Here is a 19772-nt window from a genome sequence, read left to right on the forward strand (position 1 = left end):
GATCTCAATGGCGCACCCGCAGTGCTGCTATCGACCTCCACCGGTATTCAGGAGCATTCTTGTGAGTTCTCGATCCCGACAGTCACCGGCCGTTGGTGTCAGTGCTGAGCCCGCAGTGAAGCCCCTGGCGTGGCATACCCTCTCTGCCACGGTCGTCGCCACGATGTTGGACGTCGATCCAGGAGCCGGTCTGCACGACGGCTCGGTTGAGGCGCGACAGGAAGAGTACGGACCCAATGTCCTGGCCGAGCCCAGAAGGATACCGGCCTGGCGCAAAATCATCCGTTTATTGGCGGAGAAAATGACGCTCGTGCTGGTGATCGCCGCAGTGGTGAGCGCCGTCGTCTCACGCGAATGGGAGACGCCTGTCGTTATCCTCGCGGTGATCATCCTGAACACGGCATTGAATTATCTGCAGGAACGACGGGCCGAAAACAGCCTCCAGGCGTTGCGAACTATGTCTGCGGGAACGGCGGTGGTTCGCCGTAACGGCACCGAGCTGGAGGTTCCTCGGTCCGCGCTGGTGCCCGGAGATATTGTTCTGCTCGACGCCGGGGACTCCATTCCGGCCGACGGCCGCATCGTTGAAGAATCGCGGTTGCAGGTGGCCGAGGCCACACTGACCGGAGAATCCGAACCCGTCGGCAAGACGACGCGTGCCCTCACGGTTGCGAGCCTGCCGCCTGGCGACCGCGACAACATGGTCTTCATGAACACCGAGGTCACCCGTGGCCGGGCCACCATGGTCGTCACCGCTACCGGTATGCGCACAGAGGTCGGTGCAATTGCGGCTTTGCTCAGCGAGGTGAAGGGCGAACGTACCCCCCTCCAAAAGAGGATCGACCAGTTGGCACAGATGCTGACCGTGGTGGCCCTGCTCGTGGTATCCGTTGTCTTTGTGCTGGGTCTCATCCGTGGGCAGTCGTGGTCCGACCTGCTGATCACCGCGGTGTCGCTGGCCGTGGCGACAATTCCAGAGGGACTCACGGCGGTCGTCGCCTTCACTCTGGCGATGGGAGCCTCTCGGCTAGCGGGCCGTGGGGCCATTCTCAAGCAGCTCTCGGCGGTGGAAACCCTGGGCAGCGTCACCCATATCGCCACGGACAAGACCGGCACGCTGACCATGAACGAGATGACGGCACACCGCCTACACATTCACGGACACGATTTTCTGGTTACCGGCGAGGGCTATTCGACAAACGGGAAAATCCTGACCCCGGAGGACCTGCCGGTGCCCGACCTGACCGAGGCGTTACTGGCGATGGCGCTGTGCAACGATGCCGTGATCCGTGACGGCAGGCTGGTGGGAGATCCGACGGAAGGTGCGTTGCTCGTGTTGGCCGAAAAGGGCGGTCTCGACGTTGAGGCAGCCCGGCAAGATCACCCGCGCGTGGCGGAGGTCCCGTTCGATTCTGAGTACAAATACATGGCCACCTTCCACCGGCTGGCGTCGACAACGCCCAACTCGAACCCGTCCGCGCCGCTGACCGTCGACCAGTGTCTGGCCAAGGGGGCCCCGGTCGCGCTGATGCAGCTGGCCGATTCGGTACTCACCGCGCAAGGAATCCGGCCGATCACCGAGGAACATCGCCGACGGATCCACGCTGCCATTCAGAAACTGGCCGGGGAGGGCCTGCGCACACTCATGATCGCCGGGCGGCGGCTTGACGCCGTTCTCCCAGACGACGAGAAATCGTTGCAAGCCATGGTCACCGGTTTGACGATCTACGCAATCGTGGGAATTGTCGATCCTGCCCGTGCCGAGGCTGCCGAGGCCATCGCCGTGGCGCGGAGAGCTGGCATCCAAGTACACATGATCACGGGCGATCACCTGATCACGGCTTCGGCCATCGCCAAGAATTTGGGTATCCCCGGCGACGCCGCGTCCGGTCCGGACCTGGACAAACTGGACGACGGCGAGCTTGGCCGACGTGCTGCCGGTTACGGCGTGTTGGCGAGGGTCACCCCGGCACACAAGATTCGAATGGTCAAGGCTCTGCAGCAGGGGGGCAATATCGTGGCGATGACCGGGGACGGTGTCAACGATGCCCCGGCCCTGAAGCAGGCCGACATCGGTATCGCGATGGGCATCACCGGTACGGACGTGTCCAAAGGCGCAGCGAATATGATCCTCACCGATGACAACTTCGCCACCATCGTGGCGGCGGTCAGAGAAGGCCGCGGCATCTATGCCAACATCCTGAAGTTCGTGAGATTTCAGCTCACCACAGCGTGGGGGTTCGTGCTCATCTTTTTGATCGCGGGCGTCACCGGGCTGGCCGGCGGTGCGCCGTTCACCGCCCTGCAGATCCTCTGGGTCAATATCATCATGGACGGCCCGCCCGCGCTCGCCCTCGGCGTGGATGCGGCAGAGCCGGGCACGATGCTGGAACAGCCTCGCCCGGCAGATGAACGGCTGCTGACCCGAGGTCGGCTCGTCCGAATCCTCGGGTTGGGGATCGTCATGGCCGCTGGCACCATCGCCGTCCTGACCCTTGCGCCGGTCGTGTTCCCGGACAGGGCCGATGATGCGGCATTCGCCAGCACCCTGGCGTTTACCACGTTCGTGTTTTACCAGGTGTTCAATCTGCTTAACGTGCGTTCGGACACGCACTCCGTATTCTCGATCCAGACCTTGACGAACCGGAGCATCTGGGTCGCCCTGGCGGCCGTGATCATCCTGCAGATCTGTGTGGTGCAGCTCCAGGTTCTGCAGGGGCTCTTCGACACCACAGAACTCACTGCATCCCACTGGGGCCTGGCCGTGCTGGTGGGGTCTTCCGCGCTCTGGGTCGAGGAAATCGGTAAGTTCCTGGTGCGGTCGCGGGTCCGCCATCGGCGCGGCCCGGCCCCGAGTAGCAGTGCGCGCAATCCCAGCTCAGACCATCACATCTAAGGAGTCACAATGCTTGTAGCCTTTTCCGTTGCACCGTCCGTCGCCGCCGACTCGCAGGGGTCGGTGCACGACGCGGTCGCCGCCGCCGTGCGCATCGTGCGCGACTCCGGGCTGCCCAACCACACCGATTCCATGTTCACCACCATTGAGGGCGACTGGGACGAAGTCTTTGCCGTGATCAAGGCGGCGACCGAGGCAGTGGGAGCCTTCGGGCCGCGCGTTTCCCTCGTGCTGAAGGCCGACATCCGCCCAGGTCACACGGGCGAGCTGGCCGGCAAGCTCCAGCGACTCGAGAGTGCGTTAGGGCAAGGGAAATCCGACTGAGCGAACCGCCACGCGGGCTTCACGTCCTGATTGGGCGGTTAGCTTGTCCGTTCGGAGTCGGGCGGATCATCGGCAGTCAGTGAGCTGGCGTGGGCGCGTATGGTCGGGTTCAGACGAACCTTGATCAGGCTGGCGATTGTGGTCACCGTCAAGACGACAGCGATGACGACAAGGCTCAGGTTGGTGCTGATCTCCGGCACGCGGTCGTCGATACCGTGTCCCCAGTGCAGAACGAGTTTCACGCCGATGAAAGCGAGGATGAGCGCCAGACCGGTGGATAGGTACACCAACTCGTCCAGGAGTCCCTTGACGAGAAAGAAAAGCGCACGCAGCCCGAGCAGGGCGAAGGCGTTGGCGGTGAAGACGATGTACGGTTCCTCGGTGATACCGAAGATCGCCTGTCGTCGTGAGCGAGTGCATCCGGGGTTCTTCCACCAAGGATAGACACATGAACCATAATTCGGTAATCTGAAAGCGTATTTTAGAACTGTCATTTCACAGGATTTGCCGCCAGCAAGGCCAGCTGGGTGCCACCCATCGGCCTGCGGGCCGGCATCGCTGTCACCCCCCGTTACCGATAAGGAGAACTACCAATGAGCGTTGACGGCGCGATCGACACCGTTGAACTGGTGCCAGCCCCGAGCAATAGCATCGTGGTCGGACACGATGGCTCAGACTGTGCCGATTACGCACTAGCCATGGCCCTTGAACTCGCCGACCAGTTGCACGTTCCCGTTGTTGTTGTGCGGGCGTGGTCCATCGCGACAGCTCCGCGGCCATCAAGTTGGGAGTTCGGATATGTCTCTTCGTTCGAGGAGTACCTCTCAGCGGTCCACGATGAACTGGTGCGGGACGCGCGGACCAGCGTCGAGAATCATCTCGCGGTCGTGGTGAGCTACCGGGCGGTTCATGCCAGCCCTGCGAAGAGCCTCATTGCCGTCTCACGAGACGCTCGTATTCTCGTTGTTGGATCTCGCGGTCGTGGCGGCCTCACGGGGATGCTGCTCGGTTCCGTGAGTGAGCAGTGCGTGCGGCACGCGACATGCCCCGTCCTGGTCGTACGGCAGCGGGGACGCAAGGTGGAACACGAGTGAACGTGACCGACACCGGAGTTTAATCAAGCCCATCTCCAGCAGAAAAAGAGCAAGAATTCCCTTGAAGAGATCCACGAACAGCGCTTCGATGGACGACAACCCGTCCGGGCCAGCTACCCAGCCGATGAGGAGTCCGCCCAGGAGCAGCACGATGCCTTTCCCCAGAAACACTTCATGGGCGATCGACTTCCACCGCGTCTTGCGCGAGATGCCTCGCGCCAGAACAATTCCCACCAGAATTGCGGGCACTTCCAGCAAGACCAGAAGCAGCGGCATGTGTTCTTGGAACGAGATCTGCTGGCTGCCGAGGTAGGCGACGGCCACGGCGTAGGTGCCCACGCTCACGGATCCGTAATGGGCGGCGATAGAGGCCGCATCCGCTCGCTTGAACCGGCCCAGATAGCGCAGCACGGGAAACGCGAGCAGGGTGAGGCCAAAACCCATGGTCACCACGGCCAGCATCTGCGGCAACAGGTTGGCGAAGGGCTGCTTGGCCAGTTCCACGCCGCCTTGGAGGCCAATGACCAGCAACAGCACGATGCTCACAAACTCGTACATCGCCGCCGGAAGACGCAACTCTGAACGCAGAAGACCGGCCACTGCTCCGAGCAGAAAGAAAAGAATGGTGGGATCGATCACATTGTGGCTCTCTGATTTACTCTGCTCGAAGTTCGAAGAAGCGGCGCGACTCCATGGTGACCAACCCCGTCAATGCACGCTGAGCAATACGTGCTAACACTAGCGTGTATTGCGGAGCGTGTGTCGTCTATGATCAAACGATGGCCGTCTGGACCTTTCTCACTAATCACGCACACGTGCTGCTCTGCGTTTCTCAAGACCCCGGGATGCGATTGCGCGATATCGCAGTAGAAGTGGGAATCACCGAACGCGCCGCCCAACGCATCATCGCCGAACTCGTCGCAGATGGCTATCTCACGCGTCACCGCGACGGACGGCGCAACAGCTATCAGCTCTACCCCGAGCTTCCTCTTCGGCATCCCCTGGAACGACACCACAAAATTGGTGAGCTTCTCGCAGCGCTTGGATTGGATCCATAGATCGTGAGTAGCCACCGCGGTCGACCCTGCCAGCCGCCGTTGCCCGCATCGCTGCACTCGCGAGTTCACCGACCGAAGCTACGCCGACCCACTATTTTGCGATAACTCAAATGGTGACGCTGCTCACACCGCGACACGCTGGTCGCGCAGATGATGTGCGGCGGGCAGACGGGCCACGAGAGCGCCATGGGGCTTAGGCTTGACGCATGCCCCTCACTCCTGACGGGTCGACGCAGCTGTCGTCGACCCGTATTCGTCTTGCCCTGTTAGCCCTGGCCCTGGGCGGATTCGGCATCGGCGCGACCGAATTCGTCGCCATGGGTCTGCTGCCAAACCTCGCCGCCGACCTGCTGCCCGGCCTGTACGCCAACGCACCGGATGCCGCCAACGCGCAGGCCGGCTGGCTCATCTCGGCCTACGCCCTCGGAGTCGTCGTCGGTGCGCCCACGATCGCTGCGGCCGCCGCGCGCTGGCCGCGCAAGCAGTTGCTGCTCGCGCTGCTCACCGCATTCACCCTCGGAACCATCGCCTCGGCCCTACTGCCGACCTTTGAGACCGTACTCGCGGCCCGCTTTGTGGCCGGACTGCCGCACGGCGCCTACTTCGGCATCGCCTCGCTCGTCGCCGCCCACCTGATGGGCCCGGGCAAGCGGGCCCGCGGCATCGCGATCGTGCTCAGCGGCCTCACCATCTCCAACGTGATCGGGGTGCCGACCATCACCTGGATCGGCCAGATGAGCGGATGGCGCGTCGCCTACCTCGTCGTCGCCGCCATTTTCGCGCTCACCTTCGCGGCCGTCGCCGTGTTCGTACCGTTCCAGAACGGCAACCCGAAAGCCACCATGCGGGCCGAACTTCAGGCGTTTGGCAAACTGCAGGTGTGGATCACCCTGTCGATCGGTGCGATCGGCTTCGGCGGGCTGTTCGCCGTGTACACCTACGTCGCCCCGCTGGTGACCCTGATCACCGGGCTGAAAGCCGCGGCGGTGCCGCTCATTCTGGTGGTCGTCGGTCTCGGCATGACGGTTGGCAACTTCGCCGGGGGAGCGCTGGCCGATTGGAGCGTGCGCCGCACCATGTACATCTCGTTCGGCGTGCTCATCATCGCGCTCGTCACGCTCGGCCTGTCGGCGCAGGTCCTGGCCGGGCTGCTGGTGGGCATGTTCCTGGTGGGGGCGGCAGCATCCGCTTTGTCACCGACCATTCAGGCCCGGCTGATGGACGTCGCGCACGAGAGCCAGTCGCTCGCCGCGGCGCTCAACCACTCCTCGCTCAACGTGGGCAACGCGCTCGGCGCGGCCCTCGGCGGTGTGGCCATCGCGGCGGGGCTCGGCTATCTCGCCCCGGTGTGGATCGGCGTGGGGCTGAGCGGGCTCGGCGTACTGCTGACCCTGCTCACCTTCAGCATCGACCGTCGGCGTCGTCGGCGCGGCCACCATGTGCCCTACGGGACGCAGCTGATCCCGGTCGTGCGCGAGCACTGACGCCGTCTGACCGTGCCCGCCTTAAACGACACTGACCGGCCCTCATCGAGAAGGCCGGTCAAGTTCAGACGAACAATCAGTCGGTCTGCAGCAGGATGCCGTCGTGGATGGCACGCTTGCGCAGCGCGACCTTGGTTCCCACGTCGTATCCGGCGAGGCGGTACTTCTCGCGAATGCGTTTGAGGTAGCTCTTGGCGGTCTCCTCGGAGATGCCGAGCTGGTAGGCGACGGCCTTGACCGGCTCGCCGGCACCGTAGAGCGCCATGACCCGGCGTTCCTGGGCGCTGAGGCGGGGACCTTCGACGTTCTCGGTGGAGTTGAGCGCGTAGTCGAGCTCGGCCGAGATGTACGACTTGCCATTGTAGGCGGCGCGAATGGCGTCGACGATCATGCTGGCTTCCTCGCTCTTCACGAGGTAGCCGAGCGCGCCTGCCGCGAGGGCTTCGCGCACCAGTGCCGGTTCGGAATAGGTGCTCATGAGCACCGTCTTCACACCGGTCGTCTTGAGTGTGGAGATCTTCAGCGACACCGGAATGTTGTCCTTGAGATCGAGGTCGAGCAGCACGACATCCACCGGAAACTCGGGATGCGTCAGCAGCTCGGGCCAGGTGGTCACCGCCGCTACCATCTCGATGTCATCAGCGGCGCTGCGGATCCACTCGGTGAGGGCACCCAGGAGCATCCTGTGGTCATCGACCAGGGCTAAACGGATGGGACGGTCTGTTGTCGTCATTTTCTGCCTCCTACTGGTTGCACCCTATCGCCTAAATCCCCAATACTAGGCATCCGCTGGATTGTCGCCACTGCACTCGATGTCTACCCGCAGGCTCCCGGCCCGATTTGAGTCCACATGCGGGCCAACCGCACGAATCGCCTGCCAAGTTTCGGGATCGACACGCCGCCGGGCGACCCCCGTTGTAGTCAATTCGATGGGGAAACGCACCTTGCGGTGCGGACCCGCCCCATGTGTGGGGGCAATCGGTCCAAGGCGCAGCGAAACGGATGTCCCCGACCTGGCCGTATCCCCGATCAGCAGCCAAATTGTCAGCAGCAGCCCATCGCGTTGCGGCGGGGAGAGCAGTCCGGCCAGACCGGCCGGATCGCTGAGCGCGACGACCGGACCGAGAAATTCGCTCTCGGTGATGGCGTGGTGCAGCCAGGTTTCAGTGCGCCCCTCGATCAGGTGCAAGCGCAGTTGGGTAGCCAGGGAGGCCGCCGTGGTCGCCGTCGACGGCGTCAGTGGCAGTGCGGTGCGGCCCTGGGCAACATCGTCGAGCAGGGTCTCGGCGTCGAGGTCGAGCCGGGCCAGCTGCTCGGAGGCAAGCATCCCGACCGCGAATCTCGGCTGGGAGACCGTGCTCTGCACCAGAACGAGGTCGAGTTCGCGCTGCACCATGCGCCGGAACGCCTGCACGATGCTCGCACCGACCAGCGGTGGTGCGACAGCGAGGGCGATGGAGAGGATGTCGGGGCCGAGGGTGAGCAGGTCGGCGCGCGTTTCGAACAGTGTCGCCGCGCTCATCGCCAGACCGAGGGCCACGGTGGCCATGGTGATTTCGCCGGTCTCGCGTAGGGTCACGATCGACAGCAGAAAAGCGCCGACGGCGGGTGCCGCGGTCGAAAAGTTTCCCGCGCCGGTCGCGCCCGAGGATCCGGCCAGATCGAGCGCCACCACGACCGCACAGGCGCCCAGGGCCGCCAGGAACAACCAGAGCGGCAGGAGGGAAGCCAGTTTGTGTACCGCGAGGTGAACGGCCACCGCGGTGGCCAGCAGAATGACCCAGGCCAGAATGCTCAGCACCGGAATGTGCGCCGGGTCCCACTCAATGATCAGGCGCGCGAGCAGGAACACCGCGATGAAGGCCCCGCTGATGCTCATGCCGATACCGAGGTGACGGGCACCCAAACCGTTCTGGTCCGACCGAAAGACGGTGATGCGGCCGTCACCGCGCAGAATCGTGCGGGGAAACCGCAGCGGCAACAGGTCGGCGCGGGTGCGATGCGCGGCGGATGCCGGTGGCCAGCTGCGTTCGGATGATCCGCCGAGCAGACGCGAACCCACACCGCGGGCCCGCGGGTGGGTGGCGATGGGCGCGGTGTCATTGAACTGGCTCACTTGGGAACCTCCAGCACAACCGTGGTTCCGGCGCCGGGCGAGGAGAACAGGCGGGCGTTGCCGCCGACATCCCGAAGCCGGGCAATCACCGATTCGGCCACACCGAGGCGCTCCGTTCCCACCTGGCCGAGGTCGAAGCCGACCCCGGTATCGGTGACCATCGCGCGAACAGTGCGGGCGTCATCTGTTATGGTCACGTCGGCGTGGTCGACACCGGAGTGACGGCGCACGTTTTCGAGGCATTCGGAGAGGGCCAGCAGAAAGGAATCGAGGACGTTGCTGGATAGCTGCACCTGCCCGCTGCCGTGCCAGTTGACGGTGAGGCCCATGCGTTCAAAGCGTTGGCGCACGGCGTCGAGGGTGTCGCCGAGGGAGAGCACCGACGCCGGTTCCAGGCTGTAGACCCCGGAGCGACGGGGCGTCGGCAGGCCGCCGAGGCGCAGCTGGCGTAGGAGTCGTGCGTCATCACCGGCCTGCTTCTGCAGGGCGATCGGGCTCACCCCCACGCCGGAGTGGGCCAGCAGGGTGAGGGTGGCGAGCACCGTGTCGTGCAGCAGACGGGCGTCCTGACGGCGTTGCGCTTCCAGCTCGCTCGCGTACCGCTCGGCCCGGTGGGCGCGGCCGATCGCGGCGATGCGGTGCATCACCCGGGGCACGCTCTGCGCGATCCACCAGGCAGCGAGCGTGAACGCCAGCCACATGCTCACGGTCAGCGCCAGCAGCACCGTGCGGTCGGGCGCATTGACGGTCACGACGGCCACACTCGCGATGGTGACTGCGAAACTCGCCACGAGCAGCAGTATCCGGCGGGGGCTGGTCAGCAGCACGGCCGCGACCGCGCACATCGGCGCGGTGGAAACCATGCCGATGACGCTCTCCTCGATCAGGTTCAGGGGAACAGCCGGATGGCTGGCGAAGCCCACGATGAGTATGATCGCTTCTCCGCTGAGCACGGTCAGAACGGCCCAGCGCAGCGCCCCGGTGCTGCCGAGCAAGTATTGTCCAACGGCCAGAAACAGCACGAGCACGAGACACCAGAGGCGTGCGTCGGCCTCCAGCCCGCCCGGCACCAGCAGGCAGGCCAGCGTCGTGGCCGTACCCACGAGCCCGGCCGCCTGCACCGCTCTGCGCAGGAGGCGGTCGCGCTCCTTGAGGATGCGTTGCATGGGGGCCTGTCCGGTTTGGAAATGAACGTGTTCTATCAGCACCATACCGGGCGACACGCGCGCGGGTTCGCCCTAGTGCAGCACCCGTCGAATCTGGGCGCCGATTGCCTCGTTCTCAATGAGGAAACCATCGTGACCATAGCCGGATTCCAGCACGACCGCGGTGGGTCCATCAATATTGTTGGTCAGATGCGCGGCGATGGTGCGCTGGCCATCCACCGGAAAGAGACGGTCGCTGTCGATTCCGACGACGACCGAGCGGGCGCTGATCCGGCCCAGGGCGGCCGCGACGCCGCCGCGACCGCGACCGACATCGTGGGAGTTCATGGCTTCGACCAGCACGATGTAGCTGTTGGCGTCGAAGCGTCGGGTGAATTTGTTGCCGTGAAAGTCGAGGTACGACTCAACGGCGAAGCGGCCGTTGGCGCCGAGCGGACTGATGCCGCTCTGCCAGCCCCGGTCGAAGCGGGCGTTCAGCTCGGCCGGGCTTCGGTAGTTGAGCAGGGCCATTCTGCGGGCCAGGGCCAGCCCGCGGGTTGGGCCGTCGCCATCCGCTTCGTCGTAGTAGTCGCCGGCTCGAAAGGCCGGGTCGGTGCGGATGGCCTCGATCTGCACCGAGTTGAGGGCGATCTGGTCGGCGGTCGTGACGGGCGGCGCCGCCAGAATGATCAGGCGTTCGACCCGGGCGGGGGTCTCGATCGCCCATTCGAGGGCGTGCATGCCGCCCATGGATCCGCCGATGACGGCCGCCCAGCGTTCGATGCCGAGCCGGTCGCTGAACACGCGCTGGGCGCTGACCTGGTCGCGAATGGTGAGATAGGGAAAGCGGATGCCCCACTCCAGTGCGTCGGGTGCGAGCGAGGCCGGCCCGGTGCTGCCCTGGCAGCCGCCGAGCATGTTCGGCGCCACGACGAACCACCGGTCGGTGTCGATGGCCAGTCCGGGGCCGACGATACCGTCCCACCAGCCGCCGGTCTCCTGGCCGGGTCCGGGAGCGCCGACCACGTGGCTGTCACCGGTGAGGGCGTGCAGCACGAGTACGGCGTTGTCGGCGGCCGGGTTCAGGGTTCCCCAGGTTTCGTAAGCGAGGCGGGCTGCCGGAAGGCTGCCGCCGGCCTCGAAGCTGAGCGGGCCGAGGTTTTGAAACTGGCGGTGTCCTACTGGGTCGCCGTCGCGCCAGGCTCCGGTCGCCGGAGGCTTGCCGAGTACCGAGCGCGCCTGGGCTTCGGTGATGAAGCTCGACGGGACCGTGTCTGCTGACGATTGCCATTCCATACAGGTCCATTCTGTCGGTCGAATGAACCGCCCGGGCGCATGTTACGTCGTACGCCCGGGCTGGGCCGATTTGGTTTAGGCGTCGGCGCGGTCGCGCTTGACGACGGCGCGGGCGGCGGCCAGACCGGTCTCGAGGTCGGCCTTGAGGTCGACGACGTTCTCGATACCCACCGAGAGGCGCACCAGGCCGGGGGTGACGCCGGCGGTGAGCTGCTGCTCCGGGGTGAGCTGGGCGTGCGTGGTCGACGCCGGGTGGATCACCAGGGAGCGTACATCACCGATGTTGGCGAGGTGGCTGAACAGGCTCAGGTTGTCGACCAGGGCGCGGCCGGCCGAGACACCGCCCTTGAGTTCGAACGAGAGCACAGCACCGACGCCGAGCGGGGCGTACTTGTTGGCGTTGGCATACCAGGGGCTCGACGGCAGTCCGGCGTAGTTCACCGAGGCGATGTCGTCGTGGTTGTCGAGCCACTCGGCGATGTCCTGCGCGTTCTGCACGTGGCGTTCGATGCGCAGGCTGAGGGTCTCAATGCCCTGGATGAGCTGCCAGGCGCTCGCTGGGGCGATAGCGCTGCCGAGGTCGCGCAGCAGCTGCACACGCGCCTTGATGACGTAGGCGATGCCGTCGCCGACCGCGGTGGTGTAGCTGGCGCCGTGGTACGACGGGTCGGGTTCGGTCAGGCCCGGGAACTTCTCGACGTTCTTCGACCACTCGAACTTGCCGCCGTCGACCAGCACGCCGCCGATGATGGTGCCGTGACCGCCGAGAAACTTCGTCGCCGAGTGCACGATGATGTCGGCGCCGTGCTCGAACGGGCGAATCAGGTACGGGGTGGCGATGGTGTTATCGACGATCAGCGGAATACCCGCGGCGTGGGCGACATCCGCTACCAGGGAAATGTCGAGAACGTTGATGCGCGGGTTGCCGATGGTCTCGGCGAAGAACAGCTTGGTGTTCGGGCGCACCGCGCGCTGCCATTCGGTCGCGTCATCCTGGTCTTCGACGAAGGTGACCTCGATGCCGAGCTTGGCCAGGGTGTACTTGAACAGGTTGTAGGTTCCGCCGTAGATCGAGCTCGACGACACGATGTGGTCACCGGCCTGCGCAATGTTCAACACCGCAAACGTGGATGCCGACTGGCCGGAAGACAGCAGCAGCGCCGCGGTTCCGCCCTCGAGCGCCGCGACGCGCTCCTCGACGACGGCCTGCGTGGGGTTCTGGATGCGAGTGTAGATGTTGCCGAACTCGGCCAGCGCGAACAGATTCTGGGCGTGCTCCGCACTGTTGAACACGTACGACGTGGTCTGGTAGATCGGGGTGGCTCGAGCGTTCGTAACCGGGTCGGGACGCGCGCCTGAATGAACCTGCTTGGTCTCAAACTTCCACGATGAAGAATTGTCGGTCACGATAGCCTCCGCGTCATTCAGCGCGGACTCTCCAGCGCTCTGGCCCCGAGCCTAAAGATGCCCGAATGGCCGTGCAAGAGCGGGCGAAACACAACGTCATGTTGTGCGAGCGCTTACGTGCGATTGTCATGCGGCAACACGATCGTGCCGGTCGGCGTCGTCGCCGTCTCCCGGAACAGCCACCGTACTTTCGGCTGGACCAGGGGCTGAACCAGCCGTCGAACGACGGGCAGCGACAGCACGATGGAGGTGATCACGCTCAGCACGATCATGCCCGGCAACACCCACGCGGGCTGTGGACCGTCAAGCACACCCGTCTCCCGTAGCGGGTATAGCACGAAGGTGTGCAGCAGGTAGATGTACATTGTCGCCGCGCCCAGCTCGGTGAACCAGGTCGTGCGCCGCGGAATCAGCATGAGGAATGCCACGATGAGCGCAAACGCGAGCAGCATGACGGCCAAACGGATGCCGCCAGCCCACCACGCGGAATAGTCAAACGTCGCGTACCCCTCGTCATAGAGCAGGAATCGGCGCACCTGCAGGGTGCGGAGGGCGTCGATATTGAACGCGATCACCAGGTAGAGCAGGGCGAACAGCCCGATCGCGCCGGCCCGCCAGCGCCAGACCAGGCCGTTGCGGAGCTCGAGCCAGGTGTCGGTCAGCAGCCACTGGCGCAGTTTCCAGCCGAAAACAAAGAACGGCAGCAGCCCGAGGGTGCGGGACAGGGCGAACGTACCGTCTATATTCGGCAGGTAGCCGACCCCGATCGAGATAATAATGCTGATGATGAGGGGATAGCGCAGGAACACGAGGTACGGCAGGACAATCCGCCACATCACCAGGGCGAGCAGAAACCACAGCGTCCAGCTCGCTGTGGAGTAATCCAGCACGAACTTGCCGCCGAGGATCCAGCGCAGCACCGTCCAGATCGTCTCGAAGATGAGGTACGGAAAGACAATGTCGGTGAGCAGCCGGTGCATCTGCCGTGCGTTTGGCGGTCCCGACTTGGCGAAGTAGCCGCTCACGGCCACGAAAACCGGCACGTGGAAGGCGTAGATGAACAGATACAGCGTGTAGGCGACATCGGCTTCGCCGATGAGTTTGAGAATCGCGTGGCCGATCAGCACGAGGGTGACGGCCACCCAGCGCGCGTTGTCCCAGAGGGGTACGCGACGCTTCTGTGGTGGAGTGGTGGTGTCCAGTGCGCTCATTGACACCATTCTCCCGCCACAATGGAGAAATGAGTATTCGACGAGTGGTTGTGACCGGAGCAAGTTCAGGAATTGGAGCGGCGACGGCACGCCTGTTCCGGGAGCATGGTTGGAACGTGGTGGGGGTCGCGCGGCGGGCCGACCGTCTCAAAGCGCTGCAGGCCGAAACCGGAGCGGATGTCTTCACCGCCGACCTCACGGTGCAGGCGGATGTCGACGCCTTGCGCGACTACCTCGCCGCCAGCGGCCCGGTGCACGCCCTCGTCAACAATGCCGGCGGCGCCAAGGGTCTTGACTCGGTCGAGGCCGGAAGCATCGAAGACTGGGCCTGGATGTTCGAGATCAACGTGCTCGCCGTCAAGCGGGTCACCACGGCCATTCTGCCGCTGCTGCGCGCCGGTATGGCCTCCGGGGCCGGATCGGCCGATATCGTGAACGTCACCTCGATTGCCGGGCACGTGGCTTACCTCGGCGGCGGCGGCTACAACGCGGCGAAGTTCGCCGCGCACGCCATGACCGAGGTGCTGCGCCTCGAACTGTCGGGGGAGCCGATTCGGGTGATCGAGATCGCGCCGGGCATGGTCAGAACGGATGAGTTCGGCCTGGTTCGCTTCGACGGCGACGCCGACAAGGCCTTCGCGGCCTACGAGAACGTTCCCGATCCGCTCTCGGCGGAGGACATCGCCGAGACGATCGTGTCGAGCGTTGAGCGCCCCGCGCACGTGAACCTCGACCTGATCGTGATCAAGCCGGTCGCCCAGGCATCGTCGACCCGCGTCGCCCGCGGCCCCCTAAAGGTGCGCGAGGACTAACCGGGGGCCGCGGGTTCCCACGCGACGCGCCGCGCTGGACCTGAGCCAGTGCGCGGGAATTCCGCCTCCCGCGGGGCACATCAAACGGGCCGGACAGGATGTGCATCCTGGCCGGCCCGTTCGTTGCACTGCGGGGGTTAGTGCTCGACAGCCTTCTCGGCGCCATGCCCGGTGAGCGAACGCACCGACATCTCGGCGGCGAGCTTCGGGCTCTCCTTCACCGTGCTGGTGACCGATCCGAGCCAGCCCAGGAAGAATCCGAGCGGGATCGAGACGATGCCGGGGTTGCTCAGTGGGAAGATCGCGAAGTTCACGTCAGCACCGAACATGGAGGTCTCCGTACCGGAGAACACCGGCGAGAAGATGATCAGCAGCACGGCCGAGGCGAGTCCGCCGTACATGCTCCAGACCGCGCCCCGGGTGGTGAAGCCACGCCAGAACAGGGAGTAGAGGATGGTCGGCAGGTTGGCGCTCGCCGCGACGGCGAAGGCCAGGGCCACCAGGAAGGCAATGTTCTGCCCCTGCACGCCGATACCACCGGCGATGGCCAGGATACCGATCACGATCACGGTGCGACGAGCGACCTTGACCTCGTCGTCGGGGTTTCCCTTGCCCTTCTTGATGACGGAGCCGTAGATGTCGTGCGCGAAGCTGGTTGCAGCCGTGATGGTGATGCCGGCCACAACGGCCAGGATCGTCGCGAACGCGATGGCCGAGATGAAGCCGAGCAGCAGCGGACCACCGAGAGCGAGCGCGAGCAGCGGGGCTGCTGAGTTCACTCCACCGGGAGCGGCGAGAACGGTGTCAGCACCAACGAGAGACGCGGCACCGAAGCCGAGCACCAGCGTGAAGATGTAGAACGCGCCGATGAGCCAGATGGCCCAGACCACCGAGCGACGAGCTTCCTTCGCGGTCGGAACCGTGTAGAAGCGCATGAGCACGTGCGGCAGGCCGGCGGTTCCAAGAACGAGGGCCAGAGCCAGGGAGATGAAGTCCAGCGGGTTGGCGCCGTACTTCAACCCCGGAGCCAGGATGTCGGCGCCCGAGGCGGAGATTGCGACGGCGCTGTCGAGCAGGTTCGACAGGCTGAAGCCGTTGATCGCCAGCACCCAGATGGTCATCGCGAACGCACCGATGATGAGCAGGAACGCCTTGACGATCTGCACCCAGGTGGTGCCCTTCATACCGCCGACCAGTACGTAGACGATCATGAGCGCGCCGACGACGGTGACCACGATGGATTGGCCGAGCTTGTCGTTGATGCCGAGAAGCAGCGACACGAGTCCGCCGGCTCCCGCCATCTGGGCGAGCAGGTAGAAGAAGCAGACGGCCAGGGTAGTCGTCGCCGCTGCCACGCGCACGGGGCCCTGCTTCAACCGGAAGGAGAGCACGTCGGCCATGGTGAACTTGCCGGTGTTGCGCATGAGCTCCGCAACCAGCAGCAGGGCCACGAGCCAGGCGACGAGGAATCCGATCGAGTACATGAATCCGTCGTAGCCGCTGACGGCAATTGCGCCGACGATGCCCAGGAACGATGCCGCCGACAGGTAATCGCCGGCGATGGCGAACCCGTTCTGCGGTCCGGTGAACGAGCGGCCACCCGTGTAGTAATCAGCCGCCGTCTTGTTGTTGCGGCCGGAGCGGATGACGATGATCAGGGTCACCGCCACGAAGGCCAGGAAAATCGAGATGTTCAGGACCGGGTTGTTCTCAACCGGTTTGACCGCGGTGGCCAGAAAATGCAGTGCGTTCATCGCTGTTCCATCCGCTCGAGTTCAAGGCGAAGTTCTTCGGTGCGGGGGTCGATCTTGCGGTTGGCGAAGGTCACGTACGTCATGGTGATGGCGAACGTCGTGACGAACTGGCCGAGGCCGAGGAGCAGACCGATGTTGATGCTGCCGAAGACCGGCGTGGCCATGAAGTCGTGCAGGTAGGCCGCTGCGAGAACGTAGGCGATGTACCAGACGAAGAAGAAGATGGCCATTGGTACGACGAACTTGTTGCGGGTGCGCTTCAACTCGAGAAAACGGGGGGTCTTCTCAAACGCCTCGTAGTCGATACGGGACTTCGGTGGGGCGTCTTTCACTGCTTCACTCATGGGGCCTCCTTGCCTCAGGGACGGAAAATTCGGGTTTTGCGGAAAAAGTGTGGGTGCGCGGTGGGGGTGGAGAGTGGTCGTGACCGGGTTAGGAAACGGATGCTGACAGCGCTCGTTTCAGATCGTCAAGAACGGTGGGGTCTTCGATGGTGGGGGGAACGGAATATTCTTCACCATCGACGATTTGCCGAATGGTTTTGCGAAGAATCTTGCCCGACCGCGTTTTGGGCAGTCGGCCGAGTATAGTGACGTCGCGAAACGCTGCGACCGGGCCGACATGCTCCCGGACGAGGGCGACGAGTTCTGCGGCGAGTACGTCGTGTTGCACCGTACTGCCGGCTTTGAGGGTAACGAATCCAGCGGCACGCTGACCCTTGAGCGGGTCGTGCACGCCGAGCACGGCGCACTCGGCGACGGCCGGGTGCAGCGTGAGAACCTCTTCGAGAGAGCCGGTCGACAGTCGGTGCCCGGCCACATTGATGACGTCGTCGGTGCGGCCCATCACGAACAGGTAGCCGTCCGCGTCGAAATGACCGGAGTCACCGGTGGCGTAGTAACCCGGAAAAGCGGTGAGGTAGGAACTTTCGAATCGTTCCTCACTGCCCCAGACCCCGAGCAGGGTCCCGGGTGGCAGCGGAAGGCGGATGGCGATGTTGCCGTCCTTGCCGATCTTTTCGATCGGCTTGCCCTTGGAGTCCAGAATGGCGATGTCATACCCGGGAACCGGAACGGTGGCCGAACCCGGCTTCGTGGGCAACTCTTCGATGCCGAGCAGGTTGGCGCAGATCGGCCAGCCGGTTTCGGTCTGCCACCAGTGGTCGACCACCGGGCAGTGCAGCCCGTTATTGGCCCAGTGGAAGGTTTCGGGGTCGAGGCGCTCGCCGGCCAGGAACAGGCTGGTCAGGCTGGACACGTCGTGATTCTTCAGCTCGAGCAGGTCGGGATCGACGCGGCGGATGGCCCGAATGGCGGTCGGCGCGGTGAACAGCACCTTCACCTTGTGCTCGTCGACGACGCGCCAAAACGCACCGGCGTCGGGCGTTCCGATCGGTTTGCCCTCGTAGATGACCGTGGTCGCGCCCGCCAGTAGCGGTGCGTAGACGATGTAGGAGTGCCCGACCACCCAGCCGACATCGGACGCAGCCCAGTAGACGTCGCCGGGGCCTACGTTGTAGACATTGCGCATCGACCAGTTCAGGGCGACGGCGTGGCCGCCGTTGTCGCGGATGATGCCCTTGGGCTTGCCGGTCGTGCCGGAGGTATAGAGGATGTACAGGGGGTCGTCGGAGCGCAGGGCCACCGGGTCGGCCGGTGCCGCCGTGGCCTCTTCGTCGGCCCAGTCGAGCCAGACGGCATCCGCTTTCTGGTAGTCGGCTGCCGACCCGGGAATGCTGTCCCGGTTGCGTACGATCACCGTGTGCACCGAGCCCTGGCTGAGGGCGAGCGCTTTCTCGACCAGCGGCAGATATTCCACCGCGCGGCCGGGTTCCAGACCGCCGGATGCCGTGACGATGACACTCGGGCGGGCGTCATCAATGCGTACGGCCAGTTCGGTCGCGGCGAAACCTCCGAACACGACCGAGTGCACAGCCCCGATGCGCGCGCAGGCGAGCATGGCGACGACGGCCTCGGGGATCATCGGCAGGTAGATGATGACGCGGTCTCCGGTGCCGACGCCGTTGGCGCGGAGAACGCCGGCGAATCTGGCGACGCGGCCGAGCAGCTCGAGGTAGCTCAGCTGAACCCGGGTGCCGGTCATGGCGGAGTCGTAGATGAGTGCCGAGTGGGCGCCCCGGCCAGCCAGAACGTGCCGATCGAGGGCGTTGTAGCTCGTGTTGAGCATTCCCCCGGGAAACCAGCTTCCGGTAGCTTTGCCGTTGACGGCGAGTGCACGTGTCGGCTGCGTGATCCAGTCGATACCCTCGGCGGCCTCAAGCCAGAAGTCCTCCGGCGACGAAATGCTGCGTCGCCAGGCCTCCCGGTAGCCCTCACCTGATTCGCCGTTCATGTCTACCTTCTCCATCGAAGTGCCTCTGTATACAAAGAGTGGTTGAAGTATTGCATATAACCCAGCTATGTGGAATAGGATCGCTCTTGTGTATACAGAAACCGCAATGTTGGGGTTAGACGTACCGCTTCGAGCTAGCGAGCGGGCGTACCGTCAGCTGCGCGGGGAGATTCTCAACGGCCTCCTCGCCCCCGGCGCTGCCTTGCTCGAAGTAGAACAAGCCGAGCGCATCGGCGTCTCCCGCACCCCGCTGCGCGAAGCGGTCGCCCGGTTGATCGCCGACGGTCTCGTTGTCGGCCGTCGCGGCCGCGGTTTCGAAGTGACCGACATCTCCGTCGACAGCATCTCCGAACTGTACGAACTGCGCCAGGCGCTCGAGGTGCAGGCGATCCGCCTGGCCGCGACTCGGCGCGAACCCGCACCGTTCCTGAAGCTGCGCGACGCGTTTGTGACGGCGCCGGAGCTGCTGGACCAGGGCGATATCGGTGTGCACCGATACTACGTGCTGATCGACGAGCTCGAAGATGCCGTCGACGCGGCCGTTGAAAACCCCTTTCTCGTCGGCGCCCTGCGCGCCGTACGCACCCACTTGGCCCGTATCCGTCGGCTGGCCCGGAGAAATCCGATGCGGCTTCGTGCCGCAGCGTCCGAGCACCTGCTGATTATCGACGCCATCATCGCCGGCGACCCGTCGCTGGCAGCCCATGCCACCCATATTCATCTTCACCAAAGCCTCTTGAGCGTCCTCGCGACGATCGACGAGGACTCGGCAATTGGTGTCAATCCGGCTCTTGTCGATTAACGACTCCGGCCGACTAACGAA

General features: G+C 64.6%; 17 protein-coding genes and 1 pseudogene. 7 read left to right on the plus strand and 11 right to left on the minus strand.

Translation table 11 applies throughout. The annotated features are described in order from the left end of the window. Positions 1-115 precede the first annotated feature (115 nt). Both E3T29_RS14050 and E3T29_RS14055 read left to right on the plus strand, forming a co-directional pair. Positions 116-2896 (plus strand): cation-transporting P-type ATPase, encoded by a 2781-nt coding sequence (locus E3T29_RS14050; protein ID WP_241987828.1) that lies wholly within the window; start codon positions 116-118, stop codon positions 2894-2896. 9 nt (positions 2897-2905) lie between these two features. Then, positions 2906-3220: a thiamine-binding protein gene (locus E3T29_RS14055; protein WP_134346235.1), complete on the plus strand. Its 315-nt coding sequence runs from the start codon at positions 2906-2908 to the stop codon at positions 3218-3220. Positions 3221-3258: 38 nt separating this feature from the next. On the opposite strand, the gene E3T29_RS14060 is transcribed toward E3T29_RS14055, so the two are convergent. Further along, positions 3259-3714, minus strand: a complete 456-nt coding sequence (locus E3T29_RS14060) for a hypothetical protein (RefSeq protein WP_134346237.1) — start codon at positions 3712-3714, stop codon at positions 3259-3261. Between the two features lie 204 nt (positions 3715-3918). Here E3T29_RS14060 and E3T29_RS20330 point away from each other — a divergent pair. After that, positions 3919-4224: pseudogene (locus tag E3T29_RS20330) on the plus strand (universal stress protein); the annotation flags it as partial. Here E3T29_RS20330 and E3T29_RS14070 read toward each other — a convergent pair. Continuing rightward, positions 4162-4953: a sodium-dependent bicarbonate transport family permease gene (locus E3T29_RS14070; RefSeq protein ID WP_241987829.1), complete on the minus strand. Its 792-nt coding sequence runs from the start codon at positions 4951-4953 to the stop codon at positions 4162-4164. The pseudogene E3T29_RS20330 and the gene E3T29_RS14070 sit on opposite strands and share 63 nt — an antisense overlap. A gap of 140 nt (positions 4954-5093) precedes the next feature. On the opposite strand from E3T29_RS14070, the gene E3T29_RS14075 reads away from it, so the two are divergent. Next, positions 5094-5372: a helix-turn-helix domain-containing protein gene (locus E3T29_RS14075; RefSeq protein ID WP_134346239.1), complete on the plus strand. Its 279-nt coding sequence runs from the start codon at positions 5094-5096 to the stop codon at positions 5370-5372. 206 nt (positions 5373-5578) lie between these two features. After that, on the plus strand, positions 5579-6856 hold the full coding sequence (locus tag E3T29_RS14080; RefSeq protein WP_092340568.1) for an MFS transporter: 1278 nt from the start codon (positions 5579-5581) through the stop codon (positions 6854-6856). A gap of 76 nt (positions 6857-6932) precedes the next feature. Here the strand turns inward: E3T29_RS14080 and E3T29_RS14085 are convergent, their stop codons facing one another. The 6 genes from E3T29_RS14085 to E3T29_RS14110 form a co-directional block, all read right to left on the minus strand. Beyond that, complete coding sequence (locus E3T29_RS14085) at positions 6933-7589, minus strand: response regulator transcription factor (RefSeq protein WP_092111590.1); 657 nt, start codon at positions 7587-7589, stop codon at positions 6933-6935. A gap of 45 nt (positions 7590-7634) precedes the next feature. Further along, positions 7635-8972: a hypothetical protein gene (locus tag E3T29_RS14090; protein ID WP_134346241.1), complete on the minus strand. Its 1338-nt coding sequence runs from the start codon at positions 8970-8972 to the stop codon at positions 7635-7637. Beyond that, positions 8969-10138, minus strand: a complete 1170-nt coding sequence (locus tag E3T29_RS14095) for a sensor histidine kinase (RefSeq protein ID WP_134346243.1) — start codon at positions 10136-10138, stop codon at positions 8969-8971. Before E3T29_RS14095 ends, E3T29_RS14090 begins: the two co-directional genes overlap by 4 nt. Before the next feature lie 72 nt (positions 10139-10210). Next, positions 10211-11413 carry a homoserine O-acetyltransferase gene (locus E3T29_RS14100; protein ID WP_134346245.1) on the minus strand — a complete coding sequence of 401 codons (1203 nt, stop codon included), beginning with the start codon at positions 11411-11413 and terminating at the stop codon, positions 10211-10213. 75 nt (positions 11414-11488) lie between these two features. Next, positions 11489-12820, minus strand: coding sequence for a bifunctional o-acetylhomoserine/o-acetylserine sulfhydrylase (locus E3T29_RS14105; protein WP_134346247.1), 1332 nt, complete (start codon positions 12818-12820; stop codon positions 11489-11491). Positions 12821-12933: 113 nt separating this feature from the next. Next, the gene (locus E3T29_RS14110; protein ID WP_241987830.1) at positions 12934-14031 is read right to left on the minus strand and encodes an acyltransferase family protein; all 1098 of its coding nucleotides are present in this window, start codon (positions 14029-14031) and stop codon (positions 12934-12936) included. 29 nt (positions 14032-14060) lie between these two features. Between E3T29_RS14110 and E3T29_RS14115 the strand changes: the two genes are divergently transcribed. After that, positions 14061-14843: an SDR family NAD(P)-dependent oxidoreductase gene (locus tag E3T29_RS14115; RefSeq protein ID WP_174776428.1), complete on the plus strand. Its 783-nt coding sequence runs from the start codon at positions 14061-14063 to the stop codon at positions 14841-14843. 137 nt (positions 14844-14980) lie between these two features. On the opposite strand, the gene E3T29_RS14120 is transcribed toward E3T29_RS14115, so the two are convergent. The 3 genes from E3T29_RS14120 to E3T29_RS14130 all read right to left on the minus strand — a co-directional run bounded on the left by E3T29_RS14120 (position 14981) and on the right by E3T29_RS14130 (position 18949). After that, on the minus strand, positions 14981-16597 hold the full coding sequence (locus E3T29_RS14120; protein ID WP_134346251.1) for a cation acetate symporter: 1617 nt from the start codon (positions 16595-16597) through the stop codon (positions 14981-14983). Then, positions 16594-16941, minus strand: coding sequence for a DUF485 domain-containing protein (locus tag E3T29_RS14125; protein ID WP_092340576.1), 348 nt, complete (start codon positions 16939-16941; stop codon positions 16594-16596). The genes E3T29_RS14120 and E3T29_RS14125 overlap by 4 nt, the downstream gene beginning before the upstream one ends. 88 nt (positions 16942-17029) lie before the next feature. Continuing rightward, positions 17030-18949 carry an AMP-binding protein gene (locus E3T29_RS14130; protein WP_134346253.1) on the minus strand — a complete coding sequence of 640 codons (1920 nt, stop codon included), beginning with the start codon at positions 18947-18949 and terminating at the stop codon, positions 17030-17032. Between the two features lie 106 nt (positions 18950-19055). Here E3T29_RS14130 and E3T29_RS14135 point away from each other — a divergent pair, with 106 nt between their 5' ends. Continuing rightward, a complete protein-coding gene (locus E3T29_RS14135) occupies positions 19056-19751 on the plus strand; it encodes a GntR family transcriptional regulator (RefSeq protein ID WP_134346255.1) in 696 nt (231 codons plus the stop codon). Positions 19752-19772: the final 21 nt, after the last annotated feature.

The sequence above is a fragment of the Cryobacterium sp. TMT1-66-1 genome (assembly GCF_004403435.1).
Lineage (GTDB): Bacteria > Actinomycetota > Actinomycetes > Actinomycetales > Microbacteriaceae > Cryobacterium > Cryobacterium flavum.